The sequence below is a fragment of the Acinetobacter sp. genome, assembly GCF_045628685.1.
Lineage (GTDB): Bacteria > Pseudomonadota > Gammaproteobacteria > Pseudomonadales > Moraxellaceae > Acinetobacter.
In genome coordinates this window covers 1-23,741 of the sequence record NZ_JAZQPV010000058.1, presented here as the reverse complement: position 1 = coordinate 23,741, position 23,741 = coordinate 1, and the positions used below count along the sequence as shown (strand labels likewise).

Below are 23,741 nucleotides of genomic sequence, written 5' to 3'. Positions count from 1 at the left end.
GTGGCTTTTTTTGTTTATTCAAAAAAATAAATTACACATGATGATAGGCACCCTGGGGGATCGCATTTAGTAACTGCTTAGTATATCCATGCTGGGGTGACTGATATAATTCATCTGAATTGGCAATCTCGACAATATCACCGTGATTCATGACCATGATCTGATCTGAAATATATTTCACCACAGACAAATCATGTGAAATAAAAATATAGCTAAGTCCGAATTCATCCTGTAAATCTTGTAGTAAATTCAGCACTTGAGCCTGCACCGACACATCCAGTGCCGACACCGATTCATCACAGATCAGAATTTCCGGTTTTAAAGTTAAACAACGTGCAATCGCAATACGCTGGCGTTGTCCTCCTGAAAACTCATGTGGATAACGGTCAAAGGCTTGAACAGGCAAACTGACTCGTTCTAGTAATTCCAGTGCTATTTTCTTACGTTCTTCGTCATTTTTACCAATGCTATGCACACGCATCGGTTCCAGCAAAATTTGCCCCACGGTAAAACGTGGATTTAATGATGCGTAAGGATTTTGGAAAATAATCTGAATTTTACGCTGATATTTGGCAAACTCTTTTTCACTCATTGAAAGAATATCTTTCCCTTCAAAAAGTGCCCTACCACCCGTTGCCTCTTGTAAGCGCATCAGTAATAAACCGATGGTAGTTTTACCAGATCCAGACTCTCCAACTAGTCCTAAAGTCTTCCCTTTGGCCAGCTGAAATGAAACGCCTTTAACAGCTTGAAATTCATCTTTTCCAAATAAGCCTTTACGGCTATAAAAAGATTTTTTTAAGCCTCGAACGTCCAGAATAATCTCTTCACCACCCACTAAGCCACGTTGTCGATCGATTTGTGTTGGATCCAAAACTTTAACATCTTCAATAAAACCTCCTTCTTCTTGTCGCATAAAATCACTAATCATCGGTAGACGATAAGGTCGCTTAGACAACTGAGGACGACAATGCAACAGAGCGCGAGTATAAATATCTTTTGGTCGCTCCAACACATCAGAAGCGAATCCTTGTTCGCGAATTTCACCGTTACGCATCACAATTAATAATCCAATCAATCGCGATCTAAAATAACAAGAGGTATCAATCATGGGAATGATGGCTAATTCAAATGAGAGCGATGATGATGTAATTGGAACCATTAATACCACTCCATTGGTTGATATTATGTTGGTTCTGCTGATTATCTTTTTAATTACGGTCCCGGTTGCCATACATACAGTTCCAGTAAAATTACCTGACGAGAAAAATACGCCTTATGTCACTACACCTGAAAATATTCAGTTGGCGGTCAACAGTGCCGGGGATATTTTCTGGAATGAAAAGTACGTGGCTGATAAAAAAACCTTATTGCTTCGCCTGCAAGCAGAGGCAGAAAAAAGACCTCAACCAGAGGTACATATACGCGGTGATCAATTAACTCATTATGAAGCGATTGATCGGGTCATCAGTGCAACGCAACAGGCAGGAATTGGCAAAATTGCTTTTGTCACCACTCCTCCTGTTTCACCTTAATTGCGCAGAAGGAATCCCTTATGAGTATGAATGTAGGTTCCAATAAACATGACGATGACGTAATAATCGATGTCAATATGACTCCGCTGATTGATGTCATGCTGGTACTTTTGATTATGTTCATTATTACCATCCCGATTCCCAACAATGCCATTAACATAAACTTGCCAAATGGCACACCGCCGCCGCAGGTTAACGATAAACCACCGGAAAGCGTCGATTTGCGTATAGATGCGCAAGGGAAAATTTTCTGGAATGAGCAACCTATAGCGGACCGTCAAGCTTTAGAAGCGTTGTTCCAAAATGTTTCTACAAAATCAGATCAGGATCAAATCAAATTGAAACCCGATCGAATGACGGAATATAAGGACGTAGCCATGGTGATGGCTTTAGCGCAAAGGCTGAATATTACAAAAATTGGGATTATCAGTAACAACACCCCTTAATACTTGTTAAAAAAATGCTAACAAAATTTTGTTAGCATTTTTTATTGTGTATAACTTTCTAATCTTCTGAATATCTCTTTACATCAAGTGATTACGGGTTATTCCAAGTAGATCATCATTTGAAATTAAACATGGGAAAATCTCTATGCTGCTTGCACCTGTTTTAAACCGAAAGATCAGGAATATCCACCCACTGCGCTTGTGGAAAATGTTTCGCCAAATACGCTTTTAAGTAATCCGAAGTGTCTTTAGAAATAAGCTGATCTTGCGATTCATCATTTAGGTTATAAGCTAATGCATACAATTCTAACCCACGACTTTTCAAAGCTTCCAAGCTCAGCAAAGTATGATTAATACTGCCTAAACGTCCTGAACTGACCAAAATCACCGGAAACTTCTTTTCAGCTAGATAATCAATCGTCAGCAATTCTGTGGTTAAAGGCACCATCAAACCACCTGCACCTTCCAGTAAAACCACATCATATTTATGAGCCAATTGCTGAGTCGCATCTTCAATTTTCTGAAAATCAATTTCGCGACCATCAATTTTGGTCGCCAAATGTGGCGAGGCGGGATAAGTGAAAATCTCAGGCATCGTCAGTTTGCTTTCATCTTCAGGAAACCAGCCCATCTGCATCATTTTACGGTGCTGTTCGATATCTTCAGAAATATCGGTATTGCCGGTTTGAATCAACTTTTGGGTAATGGTTTTTTTGCCCTGCGCATTCCATAACTTTGCCAGATAACCCGTGGTATAGGTCTTGCCAATGCCGGTATCAATACCACTGATAAAATAAACGGGTGCTGTCATGGCTTGCTCCGTGCAATGCAATAAATAGGATGATAGCTCAGCTGATAATGTCGCTGACCACGTTGATCAAGTTCTGAAAATTGCTGATAATCTTGATAAAACTGCTGCAAAGACTGTTTGCTCCAACGATGCTGCGATGCAGTTGCAGTCACGCCTGTGGCTTTTAAATGTTGCAGCACGTCTTTGGGATTTGAAAATGTCAGGGTTTCAATATTCTCTGAAAGATGCAGGATTTCAAAATTCTGCTGCATCAACTTTTGCTGAATAGATTCAATACTGAGATAATCCAGACCCTGTCCAGTCAGTGCCTTAATTTCTTTTAGGTTCTGCTGACCAAAGGTCGAAATACACAAATAGCCTTGCTGTGTTAAAGCATCAGAGCATTTTTTAAAGATGGCATCTAGATCACAGATCCATTGCAAAGCTGAACTGGACGCGATCAGGTCAAGGGATTGAGGAAAATCCAGTTGTTCAACATCGCCAATCAGCCATTCTAGTTTTTTAGATTCAGAAAAATGTTGTTGAACTTCTGGATACAGGTCATTTAAAAACAGTTGCTTGATTTGAAAATTCTGCATCAGCAAATGGCTTAAATTACCCGAACCACAACCGATTTCAAAAACACGATCTAGACTGTTTTTGGATAAGTGTTCTTGCATCAACCCAGTTAAATTCTGGCAAATCTGTTTTTGCACTACTGCGTGCTCGGTATAGCTTTGCGCTGCTTTCTCGAAGCGCTGCGCGACTTGTGATTTATCAATCTTCACCATGCAAACTCACAACAATGCCACAAGCTGTTCAAGGTCAGCCTGATTGACTTGAGAGGTCAGTGAAATACGTAATCTTGAACTGTGTTTCGGCACTGTAGGCGGACGCACCGGCATGATATAAAAACCCGCCTGCTGCAGCTGCGTGGCTTTATCCACGGTCTTTTGCGACTCGCCAATAATCACCGGCACAATATGCGAAGTAGAAGGACAATCAAAGCCTTTGCTCAGAACCACTTGCTGCAAGGACTGACTGATATTGTTTAAATGCTGTCGCTCATTTTTTAAAGTTAACACTTTTTGGAAAATAAAATCAGTCCATGCCATACACAGCGGTGGCTGTGCGGTACTGAAAATCAGCGGTCGCATGCTATTAATCAGGTATTCACGGATGATGGAATGGCAAATCAGATAACCGCCGACCGATGCCAATGCTTTACCAAAAGTCCCCACCAGCAAATCAATATCATCAATCACGCCATATTGCTCAGCGCAGCCCAAGCCCTGCTCACCACGTACACCGATGGCATGTGCTTCATCGACATACAGCATGACTTTAGCAAATTGCTTTTTAATCCGAACCAGTTCAGCCAGATCGGTTTCGTCGCCATCCATGCTAAAAATGGATTCAGTCACCACAATAATACGATCGAATGTTTCATCTACATGGTAGTTTTGCAAAAGTTGGCTCAGATGATTCAAGTCATTATGACGATATCGCACATACTTCGCTGTTGATAAACGGATGCCATCAATCATGCTGGCATGTACCAGTTTGTCTGCAAGAATTAAGGTTTTACTGTCACTTAAGGCAGGTAAAATCCCGATATTCATGTGATAACCACTGTTAAATAACAGTGCAGCACGCCCCTGAAAAGCCTGACTTAAGCTTGCTTCCAGTTGTTCATATTCAGGAAAATTCCCGGTCAACAAACGTGAAGATGATGAACTCATGATCCGCAGTTGATTTGGGGTTTCATCAAAAAACTGTTCACGAAGTTTAATATCAGATGCCAAGCCTAAATAATCATTGGATGAAAGATTGAGCATCTTCTGATTGTTAATTTCGATATAACGACCTTGCTGAATATTGGAAGTAAATTGGCGTAGATTACCCTGCTGCTTTAATTCATCCAGCTTTGCTGCATAGTCATTCAACAGGTTCATGCTGAAACCTCTTGCATCTGCTCAACCACTTCAACTAACTGTTGTAACAAGGTATTTAATTGTTGCTCACTAATCACGTATGGAGGCATCACATAGACCAGTTTTCCAAATGGACGAATCCAGATACCGCGCTGAACAAACTGTTGTTGCAGGATTTTCATATCGACATTAAAGCTCAGTTCAACCACACCAATGGCACCCAGTACCCGCACATCCTGTACATAATCCAGTTGTGACAGCGGTTGTAAATGTTGTTCTAACTGTTTTTCAATCCGCTGAATATTGGCTTGCCAATCCTGTGCCAATAAAACTTCGGTGCTTTTCAATGCAACAGCACATGCCAGTGGATTGGCCATAAAGGTTGGACCATGCATGAACACACCAGCCTCACCTTGGCTAATGGTCTGCGCAACATGCCTGGTGGTTAAGGTGGCCGAAAGCGTCATATAGCCCCCAGTTAATCCTTTACCAATGCACATAATATCCGGTTCAACTTGTGCATGTTCCCAAGCAAACAGCTTGCCGGTACGCCCAAAACCGGTGGCAATTTCATCAAAAATTAACAGTACCTGATATTGTTCACAGAGCAGTTTGGCTTGGCGTAAATATTCAGGATGATAAAACCGCATCCCGCCCGCACCTTGTACAATGGGCTCCAGAATCAAACCCGCAATCGTCTGGTGATGATTTTTTAGGACCTGTTCTAATTCAGCAATATCTGCTTGATTCCATTCATCATAAAAACCGACTTGTGGTGCCGGAACAAAGAAACGATTCGGTAGACTGGAACCAAAAATTTGATGCATGCCTGTGACGGGATCGCAGACCGACATCGCATTCCAGGTATCACCATGATAGCCAGAACGTGGCGTCACGAAATTGGTCTTCTGACTTTTCCCCTGTGAAGTCCAAAACTGTACCGCCATCTTTAACGCTACTTCAACAGCCACCGACCCTGAGTCTGCATAAAAGATTTTATCCAGGCTCGAAGGGGTAATTTTTAACAGGAGTTTGCCAAGTTCAATCGCAGGATCATGGGTAAATCCACCAAACATGATGTGCGACATCTTTTGTAATTGATCCGTTACTGCCTTGTTCAGCTCAGGATGATTATAACCATGAATGGCGCACCACCAAGATGACATCCCGTCAATCAATTGTCGTCCATCTTCCAGTTCGATGATTGCACCATAAGCCTTTTTGACTTTAAATGTTGGCAATGGATTGGTCATGGAGGTATAAGGATGCCAGATATGTTCAAGATCAAATTCTAGATCAGTTAATTCGGTCATCCTTACCTCTAACAGTACATAAAAATCCTAATTTTTAGATCTTAAACTGACACCGAATAAAAAGGAATTGCGATATAAGCCATTTCTCAAGATGTTTGTTTTATTTTCTTTAAATACTGGAAGATTTTGTCACTTGTTTCTGCTGCATGGAAGACAGGGAAACCATGCGAGCCAGAAACTAGTTCAACGTCTAAAAACTTTGCATTTAAATTTTTAAGATTATCTATAAGTTTGCAACTAACTAAAGCATCCTGCTGTGCAAACAAATGATATTGCTTCCCCTGATAGTTTTTTAATATATCTGCAACATTTAATTGCTCCAGTAAATTTAAACCTTGCTTTAATAGCTGAATTTGCTGTGGCTGAATTAAACTTTGCAAAGTGATGAAATCGGCCTTAGTAGTTTTCACACCCTGACACACCATATAGCCAAATTTCTTTAATGTCGCAATTGCATCCTGTTCAAAGGACTGTTTAAACTGCTGAAAAGTTGCTTGAGCCATTGCAGTTTGCCATGCCTCATTGGCAACAAAGCAGGGATTCGAAGCGAGCGTGATCAGCACTTTTCTTTGTGCATATTGCTGTTCAATTTGGTCCACCAGCAAAGCGGCCAGTTGCCCACCTAGAGACCAGCCCAGAATGACATCAAACTGTTTAGCCAGTTCAACCTGTTGTTGCAATATCTGCTCATCAAAGGCATTAAAGATATTGATCAATTCAACTTGATGACCTTGTTGTTGCAAGGCCTGTTTTAAAGGATTAAGTAGTCTGGTGCCACCGCCCCAGCCAGTGATGAGTAAAATACGTTGATGCAAGGTTAATCCTTAAATCTATGCTCTGCCTGACTGCAGTATATAAAATTTTATTGCTTTTAAACTGCACAAAATCCATCAAAAATAATATACGTTTGATGAATATTATTTTGTTAGTATTTGGAGAGACCCTAACAAAAAGAATATGCAGAATATTATGAACGCTTCTAAAATATGCAAAATCACTTTGCTCTGTATGAGTGTAAGCTTGAGTTTTTCTCAGCTCGCATCTGCTGAAAGCTCCATTTTTTCAAAGTCTGAAACATCTCAAAAACAATGGGTCGGAAAATCTGCACCTGCGTTTAAATTACAGGATCAAAACAGCAAATGGCATTCATTGAACCAATACAAAGGTAAATGGATCGTTCTATATTTTTATCCCAAAGACAATTCACTAGGTTGCACTCAAGAAGCCAATCAATTCAAGGCACTGTATCCACAATTTTTAAAAAGTAATGCTGTGGTTCTGGGGGTGAGTCTGGATGATGTCAAATCTCATCAAAAATTTTCAGAAAAGTTGGGTTTACCTTTTCCAATCCTGGCAGACAATAGTCATCAACTGGCACATCAATTCGGGATTGTCCGTAATCTAGGCATTACCAAAATTGCCAAGCGGGAAAGCTTTTTGATTGATCCCAAAGGAACCATTGTTTATCACTACAACAGTGTAAATACGCAATCGCATGCCGCTCAGGTCTTGGCAGATATTCAAAAGTTTTCTAAATAAATATTCAAATACTCAAAATCTAGACTATATGGATGGGTTCAAATAATAAACAAAGTTCAAATCATAAAAATGAAGATACAAAAAAACCCGACTATTGTCAGGCTTCTTTATTTTTGAAGTTAAGCTTACATTTGTGATTGAATATAGTTTTGCAAACCAATCAACTCGATTAAACGAATTTGTTTTTCCAGCCAATAGGTATGATCTTCTTCAGTATCAGACATTTGCTGACGAAGCATCTCGCGGGTTACGTAATCGCCTTTTTCTTCGCAAAGTTTTACACCTTGCGCCAATTTTTCACGTACATGATATTCGAGTTTTAAATCTGCTTTTAAACACGTTACAACATCTTCACCTGTTTCAATGTCATCACGGTTCATATTCGGTGTACCTTCCAGGAATAGTACACGGCGAATAATCGAATCGGCATGCGCTGCTTCTTCTTGCATTTCATGGTCGATCCGTTCGAAAATCTTGGTTAAACCCCAATCTTCATACATACGAGAATGAATCAAATATTGATCACGAGCTGCCAGTTCGCCACCGATCAACATATTTAGATAGTCTACGACTTCTGGATTGCCACGCATTTCAATTACTCCATACCCTTTTTCTAATATTATGGACAAAAGCTACTAGCAATGCAAAAGAAAAATTATGTAAGTTTATGATTTTTATAAAATTAAAATGAGAAACATACGCATTTGCAGTGTATTTAGCAAAACTTTCCATATAAAAAATAAGCCTTTGCGTAATTGAAGCAATTTCCGCGAGGATTATTTAAACTGTAAAAGTATATTTTTAAGATTTGTAACGATTACAAATAGTTCTTATTCCATTAACGACTAAATGACTTTAACCTAGTGCTACATGGCTTAGCTCATCATTCGGTAGCAATTGAATCTCATTTAAACAAATTAAAAATACAAGTTCCGCTGCGACTAATAACAAATAAAGTGCTGCTACATACAAATTTTAGCTGAAGTAAGCATCAATCGGTCAAAGACAACCCTGCTATTTCAATCTAAGATAGACACAAATTTAAAAACAACAATGGTTTAGCTATGACAAATCCACAACATACCGCACCCGTTCTTGTGACAGGTGCGACAGGCTACATTGCCAGTTGGGTGATTAAAAATTTACTGGAGCAAGGTCATACCGTACATGCCACTGTTCGTGACCTCAACAAAAAGCCAAGCTTTGCACATTTAGATAAAATTGCAGCAGGAACCATAGGCACACTTAAACTTTTTAAAGCCAATCTACTTGAACCTCATTCATTTGATGAAGCCATGCAAGGCTGTGAAATCGTGTTGCATATGGCCTCTCCTTTTGTGGTGAATAACTTTAAAGATGCGCTAAAAGACATTATTGAACCTGCTATTTTAGGCACTGAAAATGTGCTGAACAGTGTCAATAAAACCGAGTCAGTGAAACGTGTGATCGTAACCTCAAGTATTGCCGCAACTTATGGGGATGCCATTGATATTCAACACACTGCAAAGAATGAGTTTGATGAGTCGCACTGGAATACCACCAGCTCAGAAACACATCAGCCATATTCTTACTCCAAAGTCATGGCAGAACGTAAAGCATGGGAGATGCAAAAAACACAGCACCGTTGGGATCTGGTGTGCATTAACCCGGCGCTGGTTCTCGGTCCATCATTAACGGCAAATACCCAGTCAGGCAGCGTAGAGGTTCTACAACAATTTGCTAACGGCATGACCTTGCTTGGGGTACCGCCGATGTGGAATGGGATTGTCGATGTCCGTGATGTAGCCGAAGCACACGTTCAAGCTGCATTTAATCATGATGCCGAAGGGCGCTATATTATTAGTGGCGGCACTTTAAGCTTACTGGAAATGGGGGAAATTTTACGTCAGAACTTTGGGCCTAAGTTCCCATTCCCACGTAATAAACTCCCGAAAGCGGCTTTCAAACTGTTTGGCCCTTTGGTCGGTTTTTCCAAATCATTTGTAGAACTGAATATGGGCTATCCAATCTATTTTAATGCCCATAAAAGCCAGCAAAAACTCGGCATACAGTACCGCGACATTAAAACCAGTTTGATTGAGCATTTCCAGCAGTTACTGGATGATGGTGTGGTGAAAAAATACATTCCTTAATGTAAGGTCTAAAAAACCACATGTATTTGACATGTGGTTTTTTAACTGCACTGATTGAAACTTTAGGCACGTATTAAGCTTGTACTTGTCCGTATTCAGCCATGAAGCTTAAAAAGTCTTTTTCATTCATGACTTTTACGCCCAGCTTTTCAGCTTTTTCAAGTTTAGAACCGGCTTTTTCCCCAGCAACCACACATTTGGTTTTACTCGATACGCTACCGCTGACGCGTGCGCCTAAAGCTTGCAGTAAATGTGTCGCTTCATCACGCCCCATACTGCTGAGCGTCCCAGTGACCACCCAGCTCTCACCATTAAGAGGCTGACGTGTAGGTGCAATCGGTGCATCCCAGTGAATTCCAGCTTCAAGCAAACGATTGAGTACTTCCAGATTATGCGGCGCCTGAAAGAAATCGATAATCCATTCAGCGGTAATATCACCAACATCCGGCGTTTTCTTCAGCGCTTCAATATCTGCATGTTGTAATGCTTCAAAAGTCTGAAACGTATTGGCCAGCATACGTGCGGTGGTTTCTCCCACGCCACGGATACCAAGCGCATAAATAAAGGAAGCTAGTGTAGTTTTCTTGCTATTTTCAATGGCTTCAAGCAGGTTCTGTACCGACTTCTCCCCCATTTTTTCAATTGTCAGCAACTGTTCACGATGTTCATGCAAGCAATAAATATCGGCGACATTTTTAAGCAAGTCGAGGTGTAATAAAGATTCCACCCAACGCTCACCCAGACCTTCAATATCCATGGCCTTACGCGAAACAAAGTGACGGATGGTCTCGATTCGCTGTGCAGCACAATACAGTTCACCTGAACAGCGCGCCAAGGCTTCACCTTCTGGCATCACCACAGGCGAATCACAAACTGGACATTTTTCAGGGAGATGAATTTCTACTGCATCATCCGGACGGAATTCAGGCCAGACTTTTTCCACTTTTGGAATTACGTCACCACTACGATATACGCTTACAGTATCGCCAATACGTACATCTAGACGATGAATTTCTCCAATATTATGTAGCGTGACATTGGATACCGTTACCCCGCCCACCGCAACAGGATTTAAACGCGCAACCGGTGTTAAAGTACCAGTCCGGCCCACTTGCCAGTCAATATTTTCAACCGTGGTTAAAGCTGCAACTGCGGGGAATTTATAGGCGGTTGCCCAACGCGGTTCACGGCTCAGGAAACCCAATTGTTTTTGCTGTTTTAAGCTGTCGACTTTAATGACCATACCATCAATTTCAACACTCAAATTCGCGCGTTTCGCATTGATCTCTTCATAGCGCTGCTGCACTTCCTGAATGCTGTCACACACAAAATGACATTCACCCACCGCAAAGCCAAATTGAGTAAGCCATTCCAGACTGCCCGACATGGTGGTTTGACCATGATGTGGTTCGCACTGCGCAATGCCATAAGCATAAAATGCCAGTGGACGGGATCCTGCAATCGCTGGATCAAGCTGACGTAAACTGCCTGCAGCTGCATTACGCGGATTGGCAAAGGTTTTTTCACCTTTGGCTTCATTTTCAGCATTGAGTTTTTCAAAGCCTGCTTTCGGCATTAAAACTTCACCCCGCACTTCCAATAGCGTTGGAACTGGACCCTGAGCAGATGAAAGCACTTTGGGCAAGTTACGAATGGTTTTAACATTATGGGTAATATCTTCGCCCGTTTCGCCATCCCCTCGTGTCACCCCACGAACCAGCACCCCATTTTCATACCATAAAGAAATGGCCAGACCATCGAACTTCAATTCAACATCGTATTGGATTTTTTGATTCGGCAAACGCTCTTCTACACGGCGCGCAAAAGCAAACAGATCTTCTTGATTAAACACATTTCCCAAGGATAGCATTGGCACCGCATGGGTTACGCTTGCAAATTTAGAGAGTGCTTTGCCTCCCACCTTCTTGGTGGGGGTATCAGCCTGTACATATTCTGGATACTGCTCTTCTAAAGCCTTGAGCTGATGAAAGAGTTGATCATATTCACTATCTTCAATGCTTGGCTGATCCATCACATAATAGGCATGGTTATGCTTGGCTAAAATTTGAATCAATTGACGCATTTGCGCTTTGATAGTTGAATCTTGGGTCATACACTCACCATAAAAAAGGGCGGTGATTTCCGCCCTTAAACAATATTTTATCTACTCGCTATTATAGAAATCGAGTCCATCCGTTTCAAACTAAACTTCTGCAGTTTGTCCTGAACGATAATCGATTGCCTGATGACGCCATTGTTCACGTAACTGAGGTGTGAACTCTTGGTTGTTCTGATCATAAACGGTACCATCAATTTCACGCGCAATCAGGCGTGAAAGACTATCCATGGTATCAAAGGCATTTTGTACATCACTATGCGGCAAGGCCAGGAAGAATGCCAAACCTTTGACTTGTTCAGTGGACAAGGTTTCAAGGTCAAAACCAGCTGCGCCTTCATCGGTAATTTGCAAGACAGAAAACAGCAGTTTGCTGTCGTCTTGGCTGTAGCGATGGAAACACGCCATTTCACCAAAACGTAGACCATATTTAAGCAATACTTTTAAAGTTTTTTCACCTGAAAGAACACGACGTTCCGGGTAAACATTTAATGAAATAAACTCAACCGCAGTAGATAAGGCACTTTCCTCATCAACGCGTTGCTGTTCATGTAAATGTTCATCCAAAATACTGCTTTCATCTTCAAATTCTGAAATTTCAGCTTTTTCGATATTGGCATTTACGCTCTGTTGTGCCGAATTTTGTGCTTCGGTTTGATCAACTTGAACCGTTTGTTCTTTTACAGCTTCTGTTTTTGATTCAACTTGCGTTGTTTCTGTTGCAACTGGCGATTTCGCTTCAGCAGGTTCAGTTTTCACTACTACTTTTTTATCTTGAGCCAGCTCAACAGCTGCCTCTGTCAGCTTAGGTTCAACACGTTCTATGCTTGATGGCTCATTGGCGCTTTGTAATTGATCACGGACATGGCGAGGAATCACGGGTTGCTGGCTATCTGTGTCTATATGAAGTTCTGAATCCAATGAAGGTGCTGCATCAGCAGGTTTTTTGAACAGTATTCTTAAGCCGAATAACATAATGATAACGGCGATAACAATACCAACGACGGTGGTGATTTCCATATTATGACTCCGCGACTAAACCGTATTCTTTTGCCTGTTCCAAATCGACAGTGACTAATTTTGATGTACCAGGTTCTGGCATGGTAACACCTAACAAATCGGTTGCCATCGTCATTGCAACTTTATTGTGGGTAATGTAAATGAATTGAACTTGTTCAGACAGTTCTTTGACCAAATTACAAAACCGACCCACGTTTGCATCATCCAAAGGGGCATCGACCTCATCCAGAACACAGAACGGTGCCGGATTTAAACGGAAGATTGCAAACACCAATGCCAATGCTGTTAATGCTTTTTCACCACCAGACAATAAAGCCAAAGAGCTATTGCGCTTACCTGGCGGTCGAGCCATTAGTTTTACACCCGATTGCCAGTCATCTTCAAGACTTAAACTTGCTTCCCCGCCATTAAATACCTTAGGAAACAAATCCTGTAGCTCAAGATTGACCTGATCGAAGGTGGTCATAAACAGTTTGCGGGTTTCTTGATCAATACTTTTCATGGCCCCTTGTAATTGATCAACCGTATTTTGCAGGTCTTTAATTTGATGACTCAGTTCCTCAAAACGCTTGGACACTTCTTCATATTCTTCAGAAGCAGCCAAATTGACTGCGCCTAATTTTTCAAAGCGCTGTTGGGCTTTTTCCAGCTGTTGCTGATGTGAAACCAGGTCTATATTTAAACCGCTAATAACTTCACTATTCAAAGCATTAAGCTGTTCTGAATAATGCTGAAAGTCTGATTTGGCCACTTGCCAAGCCAGGCGTTTTTCTTCCAGTTGACCACGTAATTTCTCATCCTGCTGTTGTTGCTGATGACGCTGCTCAGTCAAATATTGCTGTTTTTCCTGAATGTTATTCAGTTCAACTTGCCACTCATTCCAGGTCTTTTGCAACTTCTCTGTGACTTGAGATTGTTGATTAAATTGTGATTCAAGTGCTGGCAGTTCCAGCTGCACCGGATCGACAATTTTTTTTGCCTGTTCCATTTGCGCAATAATCTGCTGATATTGTACTTTTGAGAATGAAGCATCTTTTTCCAGCAATTCTACCTGCTGCTGGGTTTGCGTGCTTTGACGCCGTAGCAATTCTAACTCTTGTTGAGCTTGCTGCCAGGTGTGCTGAGTATTTTCAAGCTGTTCGGTCAGTTCTTCAACCTGAAATTGCAGGGTTTTATAATTCGGTAAAGCCTGCTCAAGTTTCAGATTCAAGGCATGTAAATCAATTTCCAGATCATCTTTTTGCATCGCATCTTCTTCAAGCTGCTCATCCAGTTGCTGTAACTGATTTTGCAATTGCTGCTTTTGTACCGAAAATGCCTGAACCGTACTTTGTACTTTAGCAATATTGATATCGACCTGCTGCAACGCCTTTTGCTGCTGCTTCAACTGGTCTTGCTGTTCTTTCATATTGTTTTGCAGGGTTTGAATCTGTTGTATGACTTCCGGCAATTGTTGTTCCGCGGCTTCAAGCTGTGGTAACTGCTGTGTCAAGGCAGTTTCAATTTCATCTAGACGTATACGATGACTTAAGCGCCCTTGTCCTGCTTGACTCGCTTCGTCATAAAACAGGCCAATCACCCAATCCACACCGACATGATAGCCGTCCAAACTTAAGATAGATTTCCCTAAGCTTAATTCTGATTGTAAAGTCAATGCCTGGTTGAGATTGTCCGCAACCGCAACTTGCTGCCAGATTGAATGTTGTGGTGACTCAATCCAATCCGCCAAACAAGGCAAACCTGCGAGCTGAATTTGATCTTGTGAAACCTGAGTTTTCAGCTGACGGGCAATACTTTCAGTGAAATCAGCATTCGCATCTAATACTTGTGCAGAAAGCCATTTTGCCAAAAACTTTTCAATTAAGTTGGCATACGCTTTGGCTTGATCTTTCAGCTTGAGTACCTGCATCAACTGCATGGCATCGTTCTGAACGTTGGGAGTATTCTTCATCATCAACTGATTGAGATTATTCTGTTCCGATTGCAACACCTGAATCCCAGACTTCAAGCTCGAAACATCGTTTTTTTGCTGTGCGTATTGTGCTTGCAGCGACTCTAATGTCAGTTTCTGGGTTTGAATGTTGTGTTCTAACTGTTCAATCTGCTGGCCAAGCTGAACTTTTTCAGCTTCCAGCTGTTCAATATCATCTTGCTGATCCTGATTTTGGATCTGTGCTGACTGCTGTTGCAGGATCTGTTTTTGCTGTTCGATCCGAACAATATTTTTCGCCAACTGCTCACTTTGCACCAGCATCTGCATTTTTTGCTGTTGCTGTTTTTCTACCTGTGCTTTAACCAGTTCAAACTGTTGCTGTACTTGCTGCTGCTGTTTTTTTAAATGAGCAAAACTTTGGCTCTGATCTTGTCCCTGACTTTCTTGCTGTTGTAATTGTTCAGTCTGCTGTTCATATTGAGATTGTAAAGTTTCAATTTGCAATTCAATCAGTTGTAATCGTTCTTTGGTCTGTAGTTTTTGTTGTTCGAGCTGAGTTAAAGTTGATGTATTTTGCTGGAACAAGGACTGTTTTTGTTCCAGGGTCATTTTCAATTCAGAGAGTTTTTTCTCGGCCTGTTGCCATTCATTCCGCAGTGGCGTGGACTGCTGAATCAGACGCTGGAACAGTTCACTGGTCGATGTTAAATCATGTTCCAAGGTAGTTAATTCGGAACGAACCAGCTTAAAGGTATCCCCGAGCTCATTCATCTGCAGAGTATATTCTTGCTGCAAGCGGCTGCTTTGCTCGCATTGAAAAGACAATACTTCAACTTTGATGGTACGAATCTGAGTTTCGAGTTCTTTATATTGCACAGCAGTTTCAGACTGACGTTTCAGGGTTTTCAGCTGTGACTTGAGTTCAGAGGCAATATCTTCAAGACGCGATAAATTTTGCGTGGTGTGATCGAGATGCAATAAGGTTTCACGACGACGTGCCTGATAACGCGAAACACCTGCAGCTTCTTCAATAAACACCCTCATTTCTTCAGGTTTGGCATCTACCAGACGGTTAATCATGCCCTGTTCAATAATCGCGTATGAACGTGGACCTAGCCCGGTGCCCAAAAAAATATCAGTGATATCACGACGACGGCACTTGGTGCCATTTAGAAAGTACTCAGATTTACCATCACGGTTGACCTGACGACGTACTGCCAATTCATTATAGGCATTGTATGCACCACCGAGCTTGCCATAGGTATTATCAAAACGCAGTTCAACACTAGCTACACCGACAGGTTTACGTTTGGCGGTACCAGTAAAAATAACATCCTGCATGCTGCCACCACGGAGTTGGCGCGCACTGGACTCCCCCATCACCCAACGAATGGCATCAATCACATTAGATTTACCACAACCATTTGGCCCAACGACAGCGGTACGATTCGCCTTGAAATGTAAAGTCGTACTATCGGCAAAAGATTTAAAGCCGGAAAGTTTTAAGCTGCTTAAACGCATAATGTCCTGATCAACGTCGTGAACGTCTTGCCCATGCAAGTTCAATTTGTTTCATCCGTGTCAGAGATTCCAACACAAGGTTGCGCAAGTGTCGACAAAAATCATCCATAAATAAAGTAGCTTGTTGTGATTTTCGGATCAAAACTGCATCAGTCACCAACTTAAACAGTTCAAATGATTCCTCTAGCTCACGACGAGAGATATTTAAGGTTAAAAAATAGCTACGACGCATTGAGGGTAACAACTCTTGATAGAACTTCATCAGATAAGGATTACCCACCATTTCGTGCTGGCGTGCCATACTTTGAAAGATTAAATCGTAGAATTTTTCAGTATGTCCCTGACGCGTTTCTTCATGCAATTGGTCCAATAATGCCTGAATTCTTTCGGCTTCATAGGTGCGCCAGGTTTCTGCCACACGATGAACAATTTGTCCCAATAGCAATGCGCTCATATCAAATAAAGCACGAACTTGTTGCGCAGACATTTCTGAAACAACTGCACCACGGCGTGGGTAAATTTCGATCAGTTGCGTGCGTTCCAAGAGTAATAATGCTTCACGCACGGAACCACGACTGACATCAAGTTCAGACGATATTCGCAACTCTTGAATGCGTTCACCTTCCACCAATTCGCCACGAATAATCTGCTCACTAATATGTTTGGCAATTTGTTCGGATAAGCTGTTCTTTTCCTGTTCTTGCATACTCGTCCTATCTTGTTTTTATAAGATGCAATCGAAAAAATTTCACACGTTTGGATTGACCCTGTTATTTTTACTTGGTTTTATTGGCAAAAAACATGACATTGTCAGACAATTTTTGAGTCTTTAAAGCCAATATAAAAAAGGTGTGAACATTTAAACTGTAACACACCTTTTCATTCTATTTTTATCTCTTATTTGAAATCAAAAATAAGTCAAAAGACCTTGATAAATAAAATATAAACCCACAACACTTAAAAGGCAGGCAAAACATCTTTTTAACATGGCGGGTGACAGCTTATGGGCCACTTTTGCCCCAAATTTTGCAGTAATAAAGCTCATCACACTAATACCAATAAAAGCGTAAATATGCACATAACCAACACTATGCGGTATTTTAACTGGAGTATTCGAGCCAAACCACATAAAACCCAATGCTCCAGCAATTGCAATGGGCAAGCCACCTGCAGCGGATGTTGCTACCGCTTTTTGAATGACTACACCATGACGGATTAAATACGGTACCGTGAGACTGCCGCCCCCGATACCAAAAATAGCCGATGCGATCCCGATGCCACCACCCGCAAGCAGTTGCATTGCTTTAGACGGTAAATGATGCGAAGGATCAACGGGCTGACTTGCACCGTTAAACATGCCATATGCAACCCAAACTGCAAAGAACCCGATCAGCAACTGCAAGCCCTGACCCGACATATAGTCAGCAATGCCGGCACCTAAAAACGAACCGAAAGCTAGACCGGGTGCAAAATTACGGAATACCTCCCACATTACTGCACCACGTTTATGATGTGCTGAGACAGAGCTGATTGAAGTTACAATAATCGTCGCCAATGAAGTACCCACAGCCAAATGCATACTCACTGAAGGATCATAATGCAGCTGTTTGAACACAATATATAAAATTGGCACTATAATCAGGCCACCACCGACACCAAAAAGTCCCGCAGCAAAACCAGCCATTGCACCAATCAATAAATATATGATTAACTCCATTATTCACATTCCACTGTTGCTTAAATTTAAATGGATTTCGAGACTCGACAACTGCAAAAAACCCTCGACGAAGCTCATCAGCTCCCTGAAGTTTTAATACTGAAACCCGTCACGACTTCAACCAATGATGATGTGCGTGAAATTGCACTCAAAGGTGTTCAGAGCGTTTTAGTCTGTAGTTTGAGACAAACTCAAGGTCGTGGACAACGTCAACGACAATGGGTTTCACCTGAGGGAAATATCTATTTAAGCACATTGCTGAATACACGAACACCCATTGATGGTCGGCTTGCCCTTGAAATTGCATTAAATATTTTGCAAATGCCAAGTCTTAAAACTCTGGATTTGCAAGTGAAATGGCCGAATGATCTTTATAGTACCGAAGGAAAATGGGGCGGAATCCTGGTAGAACCGTTGTCCTCGCATCAGGTGATTGTCGGTATAGGGATTAATCTTGAAGCCGTAGCCAAAGAAAATATTGACCAACAGGCAACTTCACTCAATGAGTTGGGCTTGGCCAATATTTCACGTATTCAGCTTGTTGCAGAGTTATATATGGCGATTCAACAGGCCAGTGAATGGTTTGATCATCAGTGTTGTAATCTGGCTGCACGTTTTAATCACCATGCTGCCTTTAAAAATCAGGCTGTTGAATTTGAGCATCATTCAGGGTTATGTTCAGGGATCTTCTTAGGGATTCAGGATGATGGTGCGGTCAACATTGAAACCAGCGAAGGCTTAAAACAGTTTTATCAAGGGCGTTTACGTCGCTTAGAAACCTCTCTTTAGAGAAATGCAATGAAGAATTTATGGCTAGATATCGGTAATACCCGACTCAAATACTGGATTACGGAAAATGACCAGATTATCGAACAGGCTGCAGAATTGCATTTACAGTCTCCTGCAGAAATGCTGTTGGGTTTAATTCAGCATTTTAAAAGTTTAAGTCTGCATCAGGTTGGCGTGTCTTCTGTTCAGGACAAAAAGAACAATGAACGCATCCAGATGATTCTAAATTTTTTAGATGTGCCGGTGACCTTTGCCAAAGTCCATGCTGAATATGCAGGTTTACGCTGTGCGTATAAAGATACCAGCAAGTTTGGCATAGACCGCTGGTTACAAATGCTGGCCGTGGTCCATGATCCGAAGCAAAAATACTGTGTGGTGAGTTGTGGAACTGCCTTGACCATTGATCTGACGGATGGCATGCAACATTTAGGCGGTTACATCCTGCCAAACCTGTATTTACAGCGGGATTCTCTGATTCAGAATACAAAAGGTATTAAGATTCCCGATGCCACCTTCGATGAGCTTACGCCTGGCTGCAATACCATGGATGCTGTACATCACGGTATTCTGCTCAGCTTGGTGAGTACCATTGAAAAAGTACTGGATAAATACCCAAGCCAACTGATTCTGACTGGCGGAGATGCCTCATTATTTGCTAAATATCTTAGCCAATACCAGCCTCGAATCGAGCCAGATCTACTACTTAAAGGTCTGCAGAATTATATTTATTCGCTGGCTGAAGTCTGATCTTGGTGGATTAAATAGGGTTGTATGGCTTGCCAAACTTCAGGCAGTTCCGTACACCCTTCAGAATCGATAAAGTGTCCCTGCCATTGTGCGGAAATGAGCTCAGCATCCAAACTTTGCGCCTGTTCAATACTGAATTTTGGCGGAACATGATCATCACCTTCTGAATAGATCACCACACGCTGTTCAACCTGACGTTTCAGCAATTCAAAATCAATCTGGGCTGCATCAATGAACGGATAAACTTCTGCCAATCGCCCCAAACGTCCATTAAAACCTGCAATCAAAACCAGCTGTTTAATACGCTGATGGTCTAAATGCTTGGATAAATAATCTAATGCCGCGACAGTTCCCAGACTATGGGCAACCAGAATACTATTTTCATCAAGTTCTTCTATCTGTTCCTCCATTTGTGATTCCCATACCGACAGCTCCGGATGCGGTGAAGGATCCAAACGTAGTACTTTTAAACTATAATGCTGCTGATCTGCTATCTGCTGAATCCAGGGGTACCAGTTTTCTTCAGGACTGGCGGTATAGCCATGTATCACGTTCACTTGAGCCATTATTCTTCCCTTTTCTTAAGCTGTTCTAGTGTGCAACAAGCTTATTCTGAATTGAATAATCCAATTGTTGCTCTTTTTATAAAAATGCCATTGCAGAAAATATCTCCCAACAATTCAATCCATTTTTTATTTAAAGCAAAGGTTTCAGTACATCCCAAACCTGTTTAAACTCATCAAAACCGTCACTACGCATAAAATGCCCCCCATGATTCACCTCTTGCATCTGGGCATTAATAAAGTGCCCGAGCAAGACTGATTTAGGCGGGGAAACATAAGGATCATTGCAGGAAAACAATAAAAACCGTGTCGTAATCTGTTTTTGCAAAATGGTCATGTCTAATTTTGCCTGCCGAATAAAGCCATCCAATTCAGGTAAGGCGGTTAATTTATCTTTAAAACCAGCCACCAAAATCAGCCCTTTAATTTCGGTCTGGTTGAGCGTCTGAGTTAAAAAATGCAAGCTCGCAAGACAGCCTAAACTATGCGCAACAATAATGCTTTCAGTATCTAATTTCGGTATTTGTGTCTGTAACGCTTGTTGCCAGATCTGAAAATTAGGCGCGTTTGGATCGGGCAATATCAGACGTTTTGCAAAATGGCCTGAATGTTGAACCTGTTGACCAAGCCATGGAAACCAATGATCATTCGGTGATTCCTGATCCCCATGCACGATATAAACTTTCTTTTGTTTTTGTAATACTGACATATCTTTTCTTCTTGTTATTGACAATTTTATTATGGTTTCCAATTTATCTTATTTCATAAGCATAGGTATAACTTTTTTGTCTTCCATATTTTAATTTTATTTACCCTATAACTTCAAAAAGTTATTTTTAAATTTCAAAAACAAAAAAGGCGCATCAAGCGCCTTTTTTACGATGAGAAGTATAATTTTACTTCTTGTCGTTTCCACCGAACAAGGGACCCATACCGCCACCACCGCCGAATTTATTTTGCATACCGCTCAATGATTTCATCATTTTTGCCATCCCTGATGGATTGGCAAATTTTTTCATCATTTTTGCCATTTGCGCATGTTGTTTAATCAGTTTATTGACTTCAACCACTTCCATACCACAACCTGCTGCAATACGTTTTTTACGGCTTGGGTTCATCAGTTCGGGATTGCGGCGTTCTTTAATGGTCATCGACTGGATAATCGCTTCCATTTTTTTCACTTGCTTTTCAGGGTTCGCTTGCGCAATCGCATCCTGAATACCTGAATTGCTCATACCAGGCAACTTGTCCAAGAAGCCCATCATACCGCCCATTTTGTTCATTTGTTCAAACTGCATCAGCATGTCTTCAAAGTTGAAACTACCGCCTTTCTGCAATTTTTTCGCCATTTTTTCGGCTTTTTCTTTGTCGATCTTGCGTTCAACTTCTTCGACCAAAGAAAGCACGTCACCCATACCCAGAATACGCTGTGCAATACGCTCAGGATGGAATGGCTCCAGGGCATCGAGTTTTTCACCCATACCCAGGAATTTGATTGGCTTGCCGGTAATGGCACGAACAGAAAGTGCTGCACCACCGCGTGCATCACCATCCGTTTTGGTCAGGATTACACCGGTTAAAGGTAAAGCATCATTAAAGGCTTTTGCAGTATTTGCCGCATCCTGACCAGTCATAGCATCGACTACGAACAAGGTTTCAGTTGGGTTAATTGCTGCGTGAAGCTCTTTAATTTCGTCCATCATGTCGTCATCGACATGCAAACGACCTGCTGTATCGACAATCAGCACATCAGCAAACTGAATTTTTGCTTGTCCAATGGCACGCTTGGCAATGGTAATTGGTTTTTCGTCAGCGCTAGATTCAAAGAAAATTGCGCCCACTTCGCCTGCAACAGTTTGTAGCTGTTTGATTGCCGCTGGACGGTAAACGTCGGCAGAAACCATGGCTACTTTTTTCTTTTGGCGTTCTTGTAGGAAACGTGCAAGTTTTGCAGCAGTGGTAGTTTTACCTGCACCTTGCAAACCTGCAAGCAGTATAACCACAGGTGGTTTGGCAGCTAGGTCGAGGCTTTCATTGGCCTCACCCATCATTTTTGTCAGTTCGTCATGGACGATTTTTACGAATGCCTGGCCTGGCGATAACTGAGTCATCACTTCCTGACCCAATGCTTCTTCCTTAACTTTCGCGATGAATTCACGAGTTACAGGTAACGCAACATCGGCTTCAAGAAGTGCCATACGTACTTCACGTAACGTATCTTTAATATTGTCTTCGGTTAGCTGCCCTGAGCCAGTAACATTTCTTAAACTCTGCGTGAGTCGTTCTGTTAAGGTATCAAACATTGCAAAATCCGCTTAAAATTGCCAGTTGCAAAAAAATCTTTCTTAAAATAGAAAATTTATGCATAAGATGCTATAGGATACTGTAGTTCACGTAGAATTTATATAAATGAATATTCAACATCCTGAAAAAGGTTTGACATGATCAGTCTCCCCTTGGTCTACACGATCTTAGCATTAATCGCTTATACCACATCTTTCTGGTATTTGTTTATTCACTTAATGTCAAAGCGTGATCCGAACCATTGGTTTATAGGGCTTGTACTCGGTTTAGGCTTATTACTCCATGCAGGTGTTTTATATAGCGATATGGTGACACTCTTAGGTGTAAATTATGACGTATTTCTGTTGCTGTCATTTACATCGGGTCTGATGTTATTGCTGAGTTTAATCTTTAGTACTTACCGCCCTATTTTAGCACTCAACTTATTGGGTATTCCTGTCGCAGCGACCGGTTTAATTTTAGGTTTTACCCTCAGTAAACAGAATCAGGTGATTGATCCACATTCTTTAGGCTTGGACATTCATATTATTTTGTCTTTATCCGCCTACGCAGTTCTACTGATGGCCACCATACAAGCAGTGATTCTTTGGTTCCAAAATCGTGAATTAAAAAACAAGCAAAAAAGGATCTGGGTCAATTTACTGCCTTCATTCCAAGCTATGGAATCTTTGCTGTTTGATTTAATTATTACTGGTTTTATGTTACTGACTGTAGCCTTATGTTTTGGTTTTTTCACCATTGAAGATTTCTTTGCCCAGCACTTAGCCCATAAAACTGCCTTTAGTATAATTTCCTGGTTTGTCTATGGTTCACTTTTAATTGGTCATTACAAATTTGGATGGCGTGGCCAGAAAGCCATTCGTTTTACCCTGATTGGTTTTATGCTACTGGCGATTGGTTTTATTGGTTCCAAGTTTGTACTGGAAATGATTTTGGGGAAATAAATCCATTGTCCCTTTTAATTTGGTTTTCCTAATAAGAATATAAAATAATGAATTAAATATTCGACATAAAACCAAATAAAGTAATAAAAAGCTTAATTTGACTAAATTAAGCTTTTAACAGGGCTGGAGAAAATAATAGTTATAAAAACGATATAACAATAAAAAAGAGTTTTCTATAATCTGTACGAAGTGGACTTTAATTTATGAGATAAAAAAAATTATAAAATAATAAGCTGATTAGTTTTATTATTTCTTACTTAACCTGAATCGCGGATAAGAAATTGACTTGAAAAATAAGAGGACTAGAGCCATCAGTTGAGTTACCACACCAAACTTAAAGCTCTAGTCCTGATGTTCAATAGTACTGAATTATTCTGCATAATTGATGATTTCTTTCT

The 23,741-nt window shown here is 41.2% G+C and carries 21 protein-coding genes and 1 pseudogene; 7 read left to right on the top strand and 15 right to left on the bottom strand.

Annotated features, from left to right (window positions below; all coding sequences use genetic code 11):
• Positions 1-31: 31 nt before the first annotated feature.
• Positions 32-1,066 (bottom strand): annotated as a pseudogene (locus ACKI4H_RS08540) (ATP-binding cassette domain-containing protein); the annotation flags it as partial.
• A 43-nt stretch (positions 1,067-1,109) separates the two neighbouring features.
• Here ACKI4H_RS08540 and ACKI4H_RS08535 point away from each other — a divergent pair.
• Positions 1,110-1,535, top strand: a complete 426-nt coding sequence (locus ACKI4H_RS08535; RefSeq protein WP_407305091.1) for an ExbD/TolR family protein — start codon at positions 1,110-1,112, stop codon at positions 1,533-1,535.
• Between the two features lie 20 nt (positions 1,536-1,555).
• The gene (locus tag ACKI4H_RS08530; protein ID WP_407305089.1) at positions 1,556-1,981 is read left to right on the top strand and encodes an ExbD/TolR family protein; all 426 of its coding nucleotides are present in this window, start codon (positions 1,556-1,558) and stop codon (positions 1,979-1,981) included.
• A 163-nt stretch (positions 1,982-2,144) separates the two neighbouring features.
• On the opposite strand, the gene bioD is transcribed toward ACKI4H_RS08530, so the two are convergent.
• From bioD to ACKI4H_RS08505, 5 genes are all read right to left on the bottom strand, one after another.
• Positions 2,145-2,792, bottom strand: coding sequence for a dethiobiotin synthase (gene bioD, locus ACKI4H_RS08525; protein ID WP_407305087.1), 648 nt, complete (start codon positions 2,790-2,792; stop codon positions 2,145-2,147).
• The gene (gene bioC, locus ACKI4H_RS08520) at positions 2,789-3,562 is read right to left on the bottom strand and encodes a malonyl-ACP O-methyltransferase BioC (RefSeq protein ID WP_407305086.1); all 774 of its coding nucleotides are present in this window, start codon (positions 3,560-3,562) and stop codon (positions 2,789-2,791) included. Before bioC ends, bioD begins: the two co-directional genes overlap by 4 nt.
• A gap of 6 nt (positions 3,563-3,568) precedes the next feature.
• Positions 3,569-4,726 (bottom strand): 8-amino-7-oxononanoate synthase, encoded by a 1,158-nt coding sequence (locus ACKI4H_RS08515; RefSeq protein ID WP_407305085.1) that lies wholly within the window; start codon positions 4,724-4,726, stop codon positions 3,569-3,571.
• Positions 4,723-6,018, bottom strand: a complete 1,296-nt coding sequence (gene bioA / locus ACKI4H_RS08510) for an adenosylmethionine--8-amino-7-oxononanoate transaminase (protein ID WP_407305084.1) — start codon at positions 6,016-6,018, stop codon at positions 4,723-4,725. Before bioA ends, ACKI4H_RS08515 begins: the two co-directional genes overlap by 4 nt.
• 86 nt (positions 6,019-6,104) lie before the next feature.
• A complete protein-coding gene (locus ACKI4H_RS08505) occupies positions 6,105-6,833 on the bottom strand; it encodes a hydrolase (protein WP_407305082.1) in 729 nt (242 codons plus the stop codon).
• A 193-nt stretch (positions 6,834-7,026) separates the two neighbouring features.
• Between ACKI4H_RS08505 and ACKI4H_RS08500 the strand changes: the two genes are divergently transcribed.
• Positions 7,027-7,557 carry a peroxiredoxin gene (locus tag ACKI4H_RS08500; protein ID WP_407305125.1) on the top strand — a complete coding sequence of 177 codons (531 nt, stop codon included), beginning with the start codon at positions 7,027-7,029 and terminating at the stop codon, positions 7,555-7,557.
• A gap of 125 nt (positions 7,558-7,682) precedes the next feature.
• Here ACKI4H_RS08500 and bfr read toward each other — a convergent pair whose 3' ends face one another.
• Positions 7,683-8,147 (bottom strand): bacterioferritin, encoded by a 465-nt coding sequence (bfr, locus tag ACKI4H_RS08495; protein ID WP_407305080.1) that lies wholly within the window; start codon positions 8,145-8,147, stop codon positions 7,683-7,685.
• Positions 8,148-8,621: 474 nt separating this feature from the next.
• Here bfr and ACKI4H_RS08490 point away from each other — a divergent pair, with 474 nt between their 5' ends.
• Entirely contained in the window at positions 8,622-9,689 is a 1,068-nt protein-coding gene (locus tag ACKI4H_RS08490; protein ID WP_407305079.1) for an SDR family oxidoreductase, read from the top strand.
• Between the two features lie 73 nt (positions 9,690-9,762).
• Here the strand turns inward: ACKI4H_RS08490 and ligA are convergent, their stop codons facing one another.
• From ligA to ACKI4H_RS08465, 5 genes are all read right to left on the bottom strand, one after another.
• Positions 9,763-11,802, bottom strand: coding sequence for an NAD-dependent DNA ligase LigA (gene ligA, locus ACKI4H_RS08485; RefSeq protein ID WP_407305077.1), 2,040 nt, complete (start codon positions 11,800-11,802; stop codon positions 9,763-9,765).
• A gap of 90 nt (positions 11,803-11,892) precedes the next feature.
• Positions 11,893-12,825, bottom strand: coding sequence for a cell division protein ZipA C-terminal FtsZ-binding domain-containing protein (locus ACKI4H_RS08480; RefSeq protein ID WP_407305075.1), 933 nt, complete (start codon positions 12,823-12,825; stop codon positions 11,893-11,895).
• A gap of 1 nt (position 12,826) precedes the next feature.
• On the bottom strand, positions 12,827-16,279 hold the full coding sequence (gene smc / locus ACKI4H_RS08475; RefSeq protein ID WP_407305123.1) for a chromosome segregation protein SMC: 3,453 nt from the start codon (positions 16,277-16,279) through the stop codon (positions 12,827-12,829).
• Between the two features lie 10 nt (positions 16,280-16,289).
• Positions 16,290-16,985 (bottom strand): GntR family transcriptional regulator, encoded by a 696-nt coding sequence (locus ACKI4H_RS08470; RefSeq protein WP_407305074.1) that lies wholly within the window; start codon positions 16,983-16,985, stop codon positions 16,290-16,292.
• A gap of 201 nt (positions 16,986-17,186) precedes the next feature.
• Positions 17,187-17,996 (bottom strand): sulfite exporter TauE/SafE family protein, encoded by an 810-nt coding sequence (locus ACKI4H_RS08465; protein WP_407305073.1) that lies wholly within the window; start codon positions 17,994-17,996, stop codon positions 17,187-17,189.
• Positions 17,997-18,026: 30 nt separating this feature from the next.
• Here ACKI4H_RS08465 and ACKI4H_RS08460 point away from each other — a divergent pair, with 30 nt between their 5' ends.
• Together ACKI4H_RS08460 and ACKI4H_RS08455 are read left to right on the top strand one after the other, a co-directional pair.
• Entirely contained in the window at positions 18,027-18,785 is a 759-nt protein-coding gene (locus ACKI4H_RS08460; RefSeq protein WP_407305071.1) for a biotin--[acetyl-CoA-carboxylase] ligase, read from the top strand.
• Positions 18,786-18,794: 9 nt separating this feature from the next.
• Positions 18,795-19,532, top strand: a complete 738-nt coding sequence (locus ACKI4H_RS08455; RefSeq protein ID WP_407305070.1) for a type III pantothenate kinase — start codon at positions 18,795-18,797, stop codon at positions 19,530-19,532.
• Here the strand turns inward: ACKI4H_RS08455 and ACKI4H_RS08450 are convergent.
• The 3 genes from ACKI4H_RS08450 to ffh form a co-directional block, all read right to left on the bottom strand.
• Positions 19,511-20,098 carry an RBBP9/YdeN family alpha/beta hydrolase gene (locus tag ACKI4H_RS08450; RefSeq protein WP_407305069.1) on the bottom strand — a complete coding sequence of 196 codons (588 nt, stop codon included), beginning with the start codon at positions 20,096-20,098 and terminating at the stop codon, positions 19,511-19,513. The two genes, ACKI4H_RS08455 and ACKI4H_RS08450, sit on opposite strands and share 22 nt — an antisense overlap.
• A 130-nt stretch (positions 20,099-20,228) precedes the next feature.
• Positions 20,229-20,804, bottom strand: a complete 576-nt coding sequence (locus ACKI4H_RS08445; RefSeq protein WP_407305068.1) for an RBBP9/YdeN family alpha/beta hydrolase — start codon at positions 20,802-20,804, stop codon at positions 20,229-20,231.
• Between the two features lie 187 nt (positions 20,805-20,991).
• Entirely contained in the window at positions 20,992-22,398 is a 1,407-nt protein-coding gene (gene ffh, locus ACKI4H_RS08440; protein ID WP_407305067.1) for a signal recognition particle protein, read from the bottom strand.
• A gap of 138 nt (positions 22,399-22,536) precedes the next feature.
• Between ffh and ACKI4H_RS08435 the strand changes: the two genes are divergently transcribed.
• Positions 22,537-23,343, top strand: coding sequence for an inner membrane protein YpjD (locus ACKI4H_RS08435; RefSeq protein WP_407305065.1), 807 nt, complete (start codon positions 22,537-22,539; stop codon positions 23,341-23,343).
• Positions 23,344-23,741: the final 398 nt, after the last annotated feature.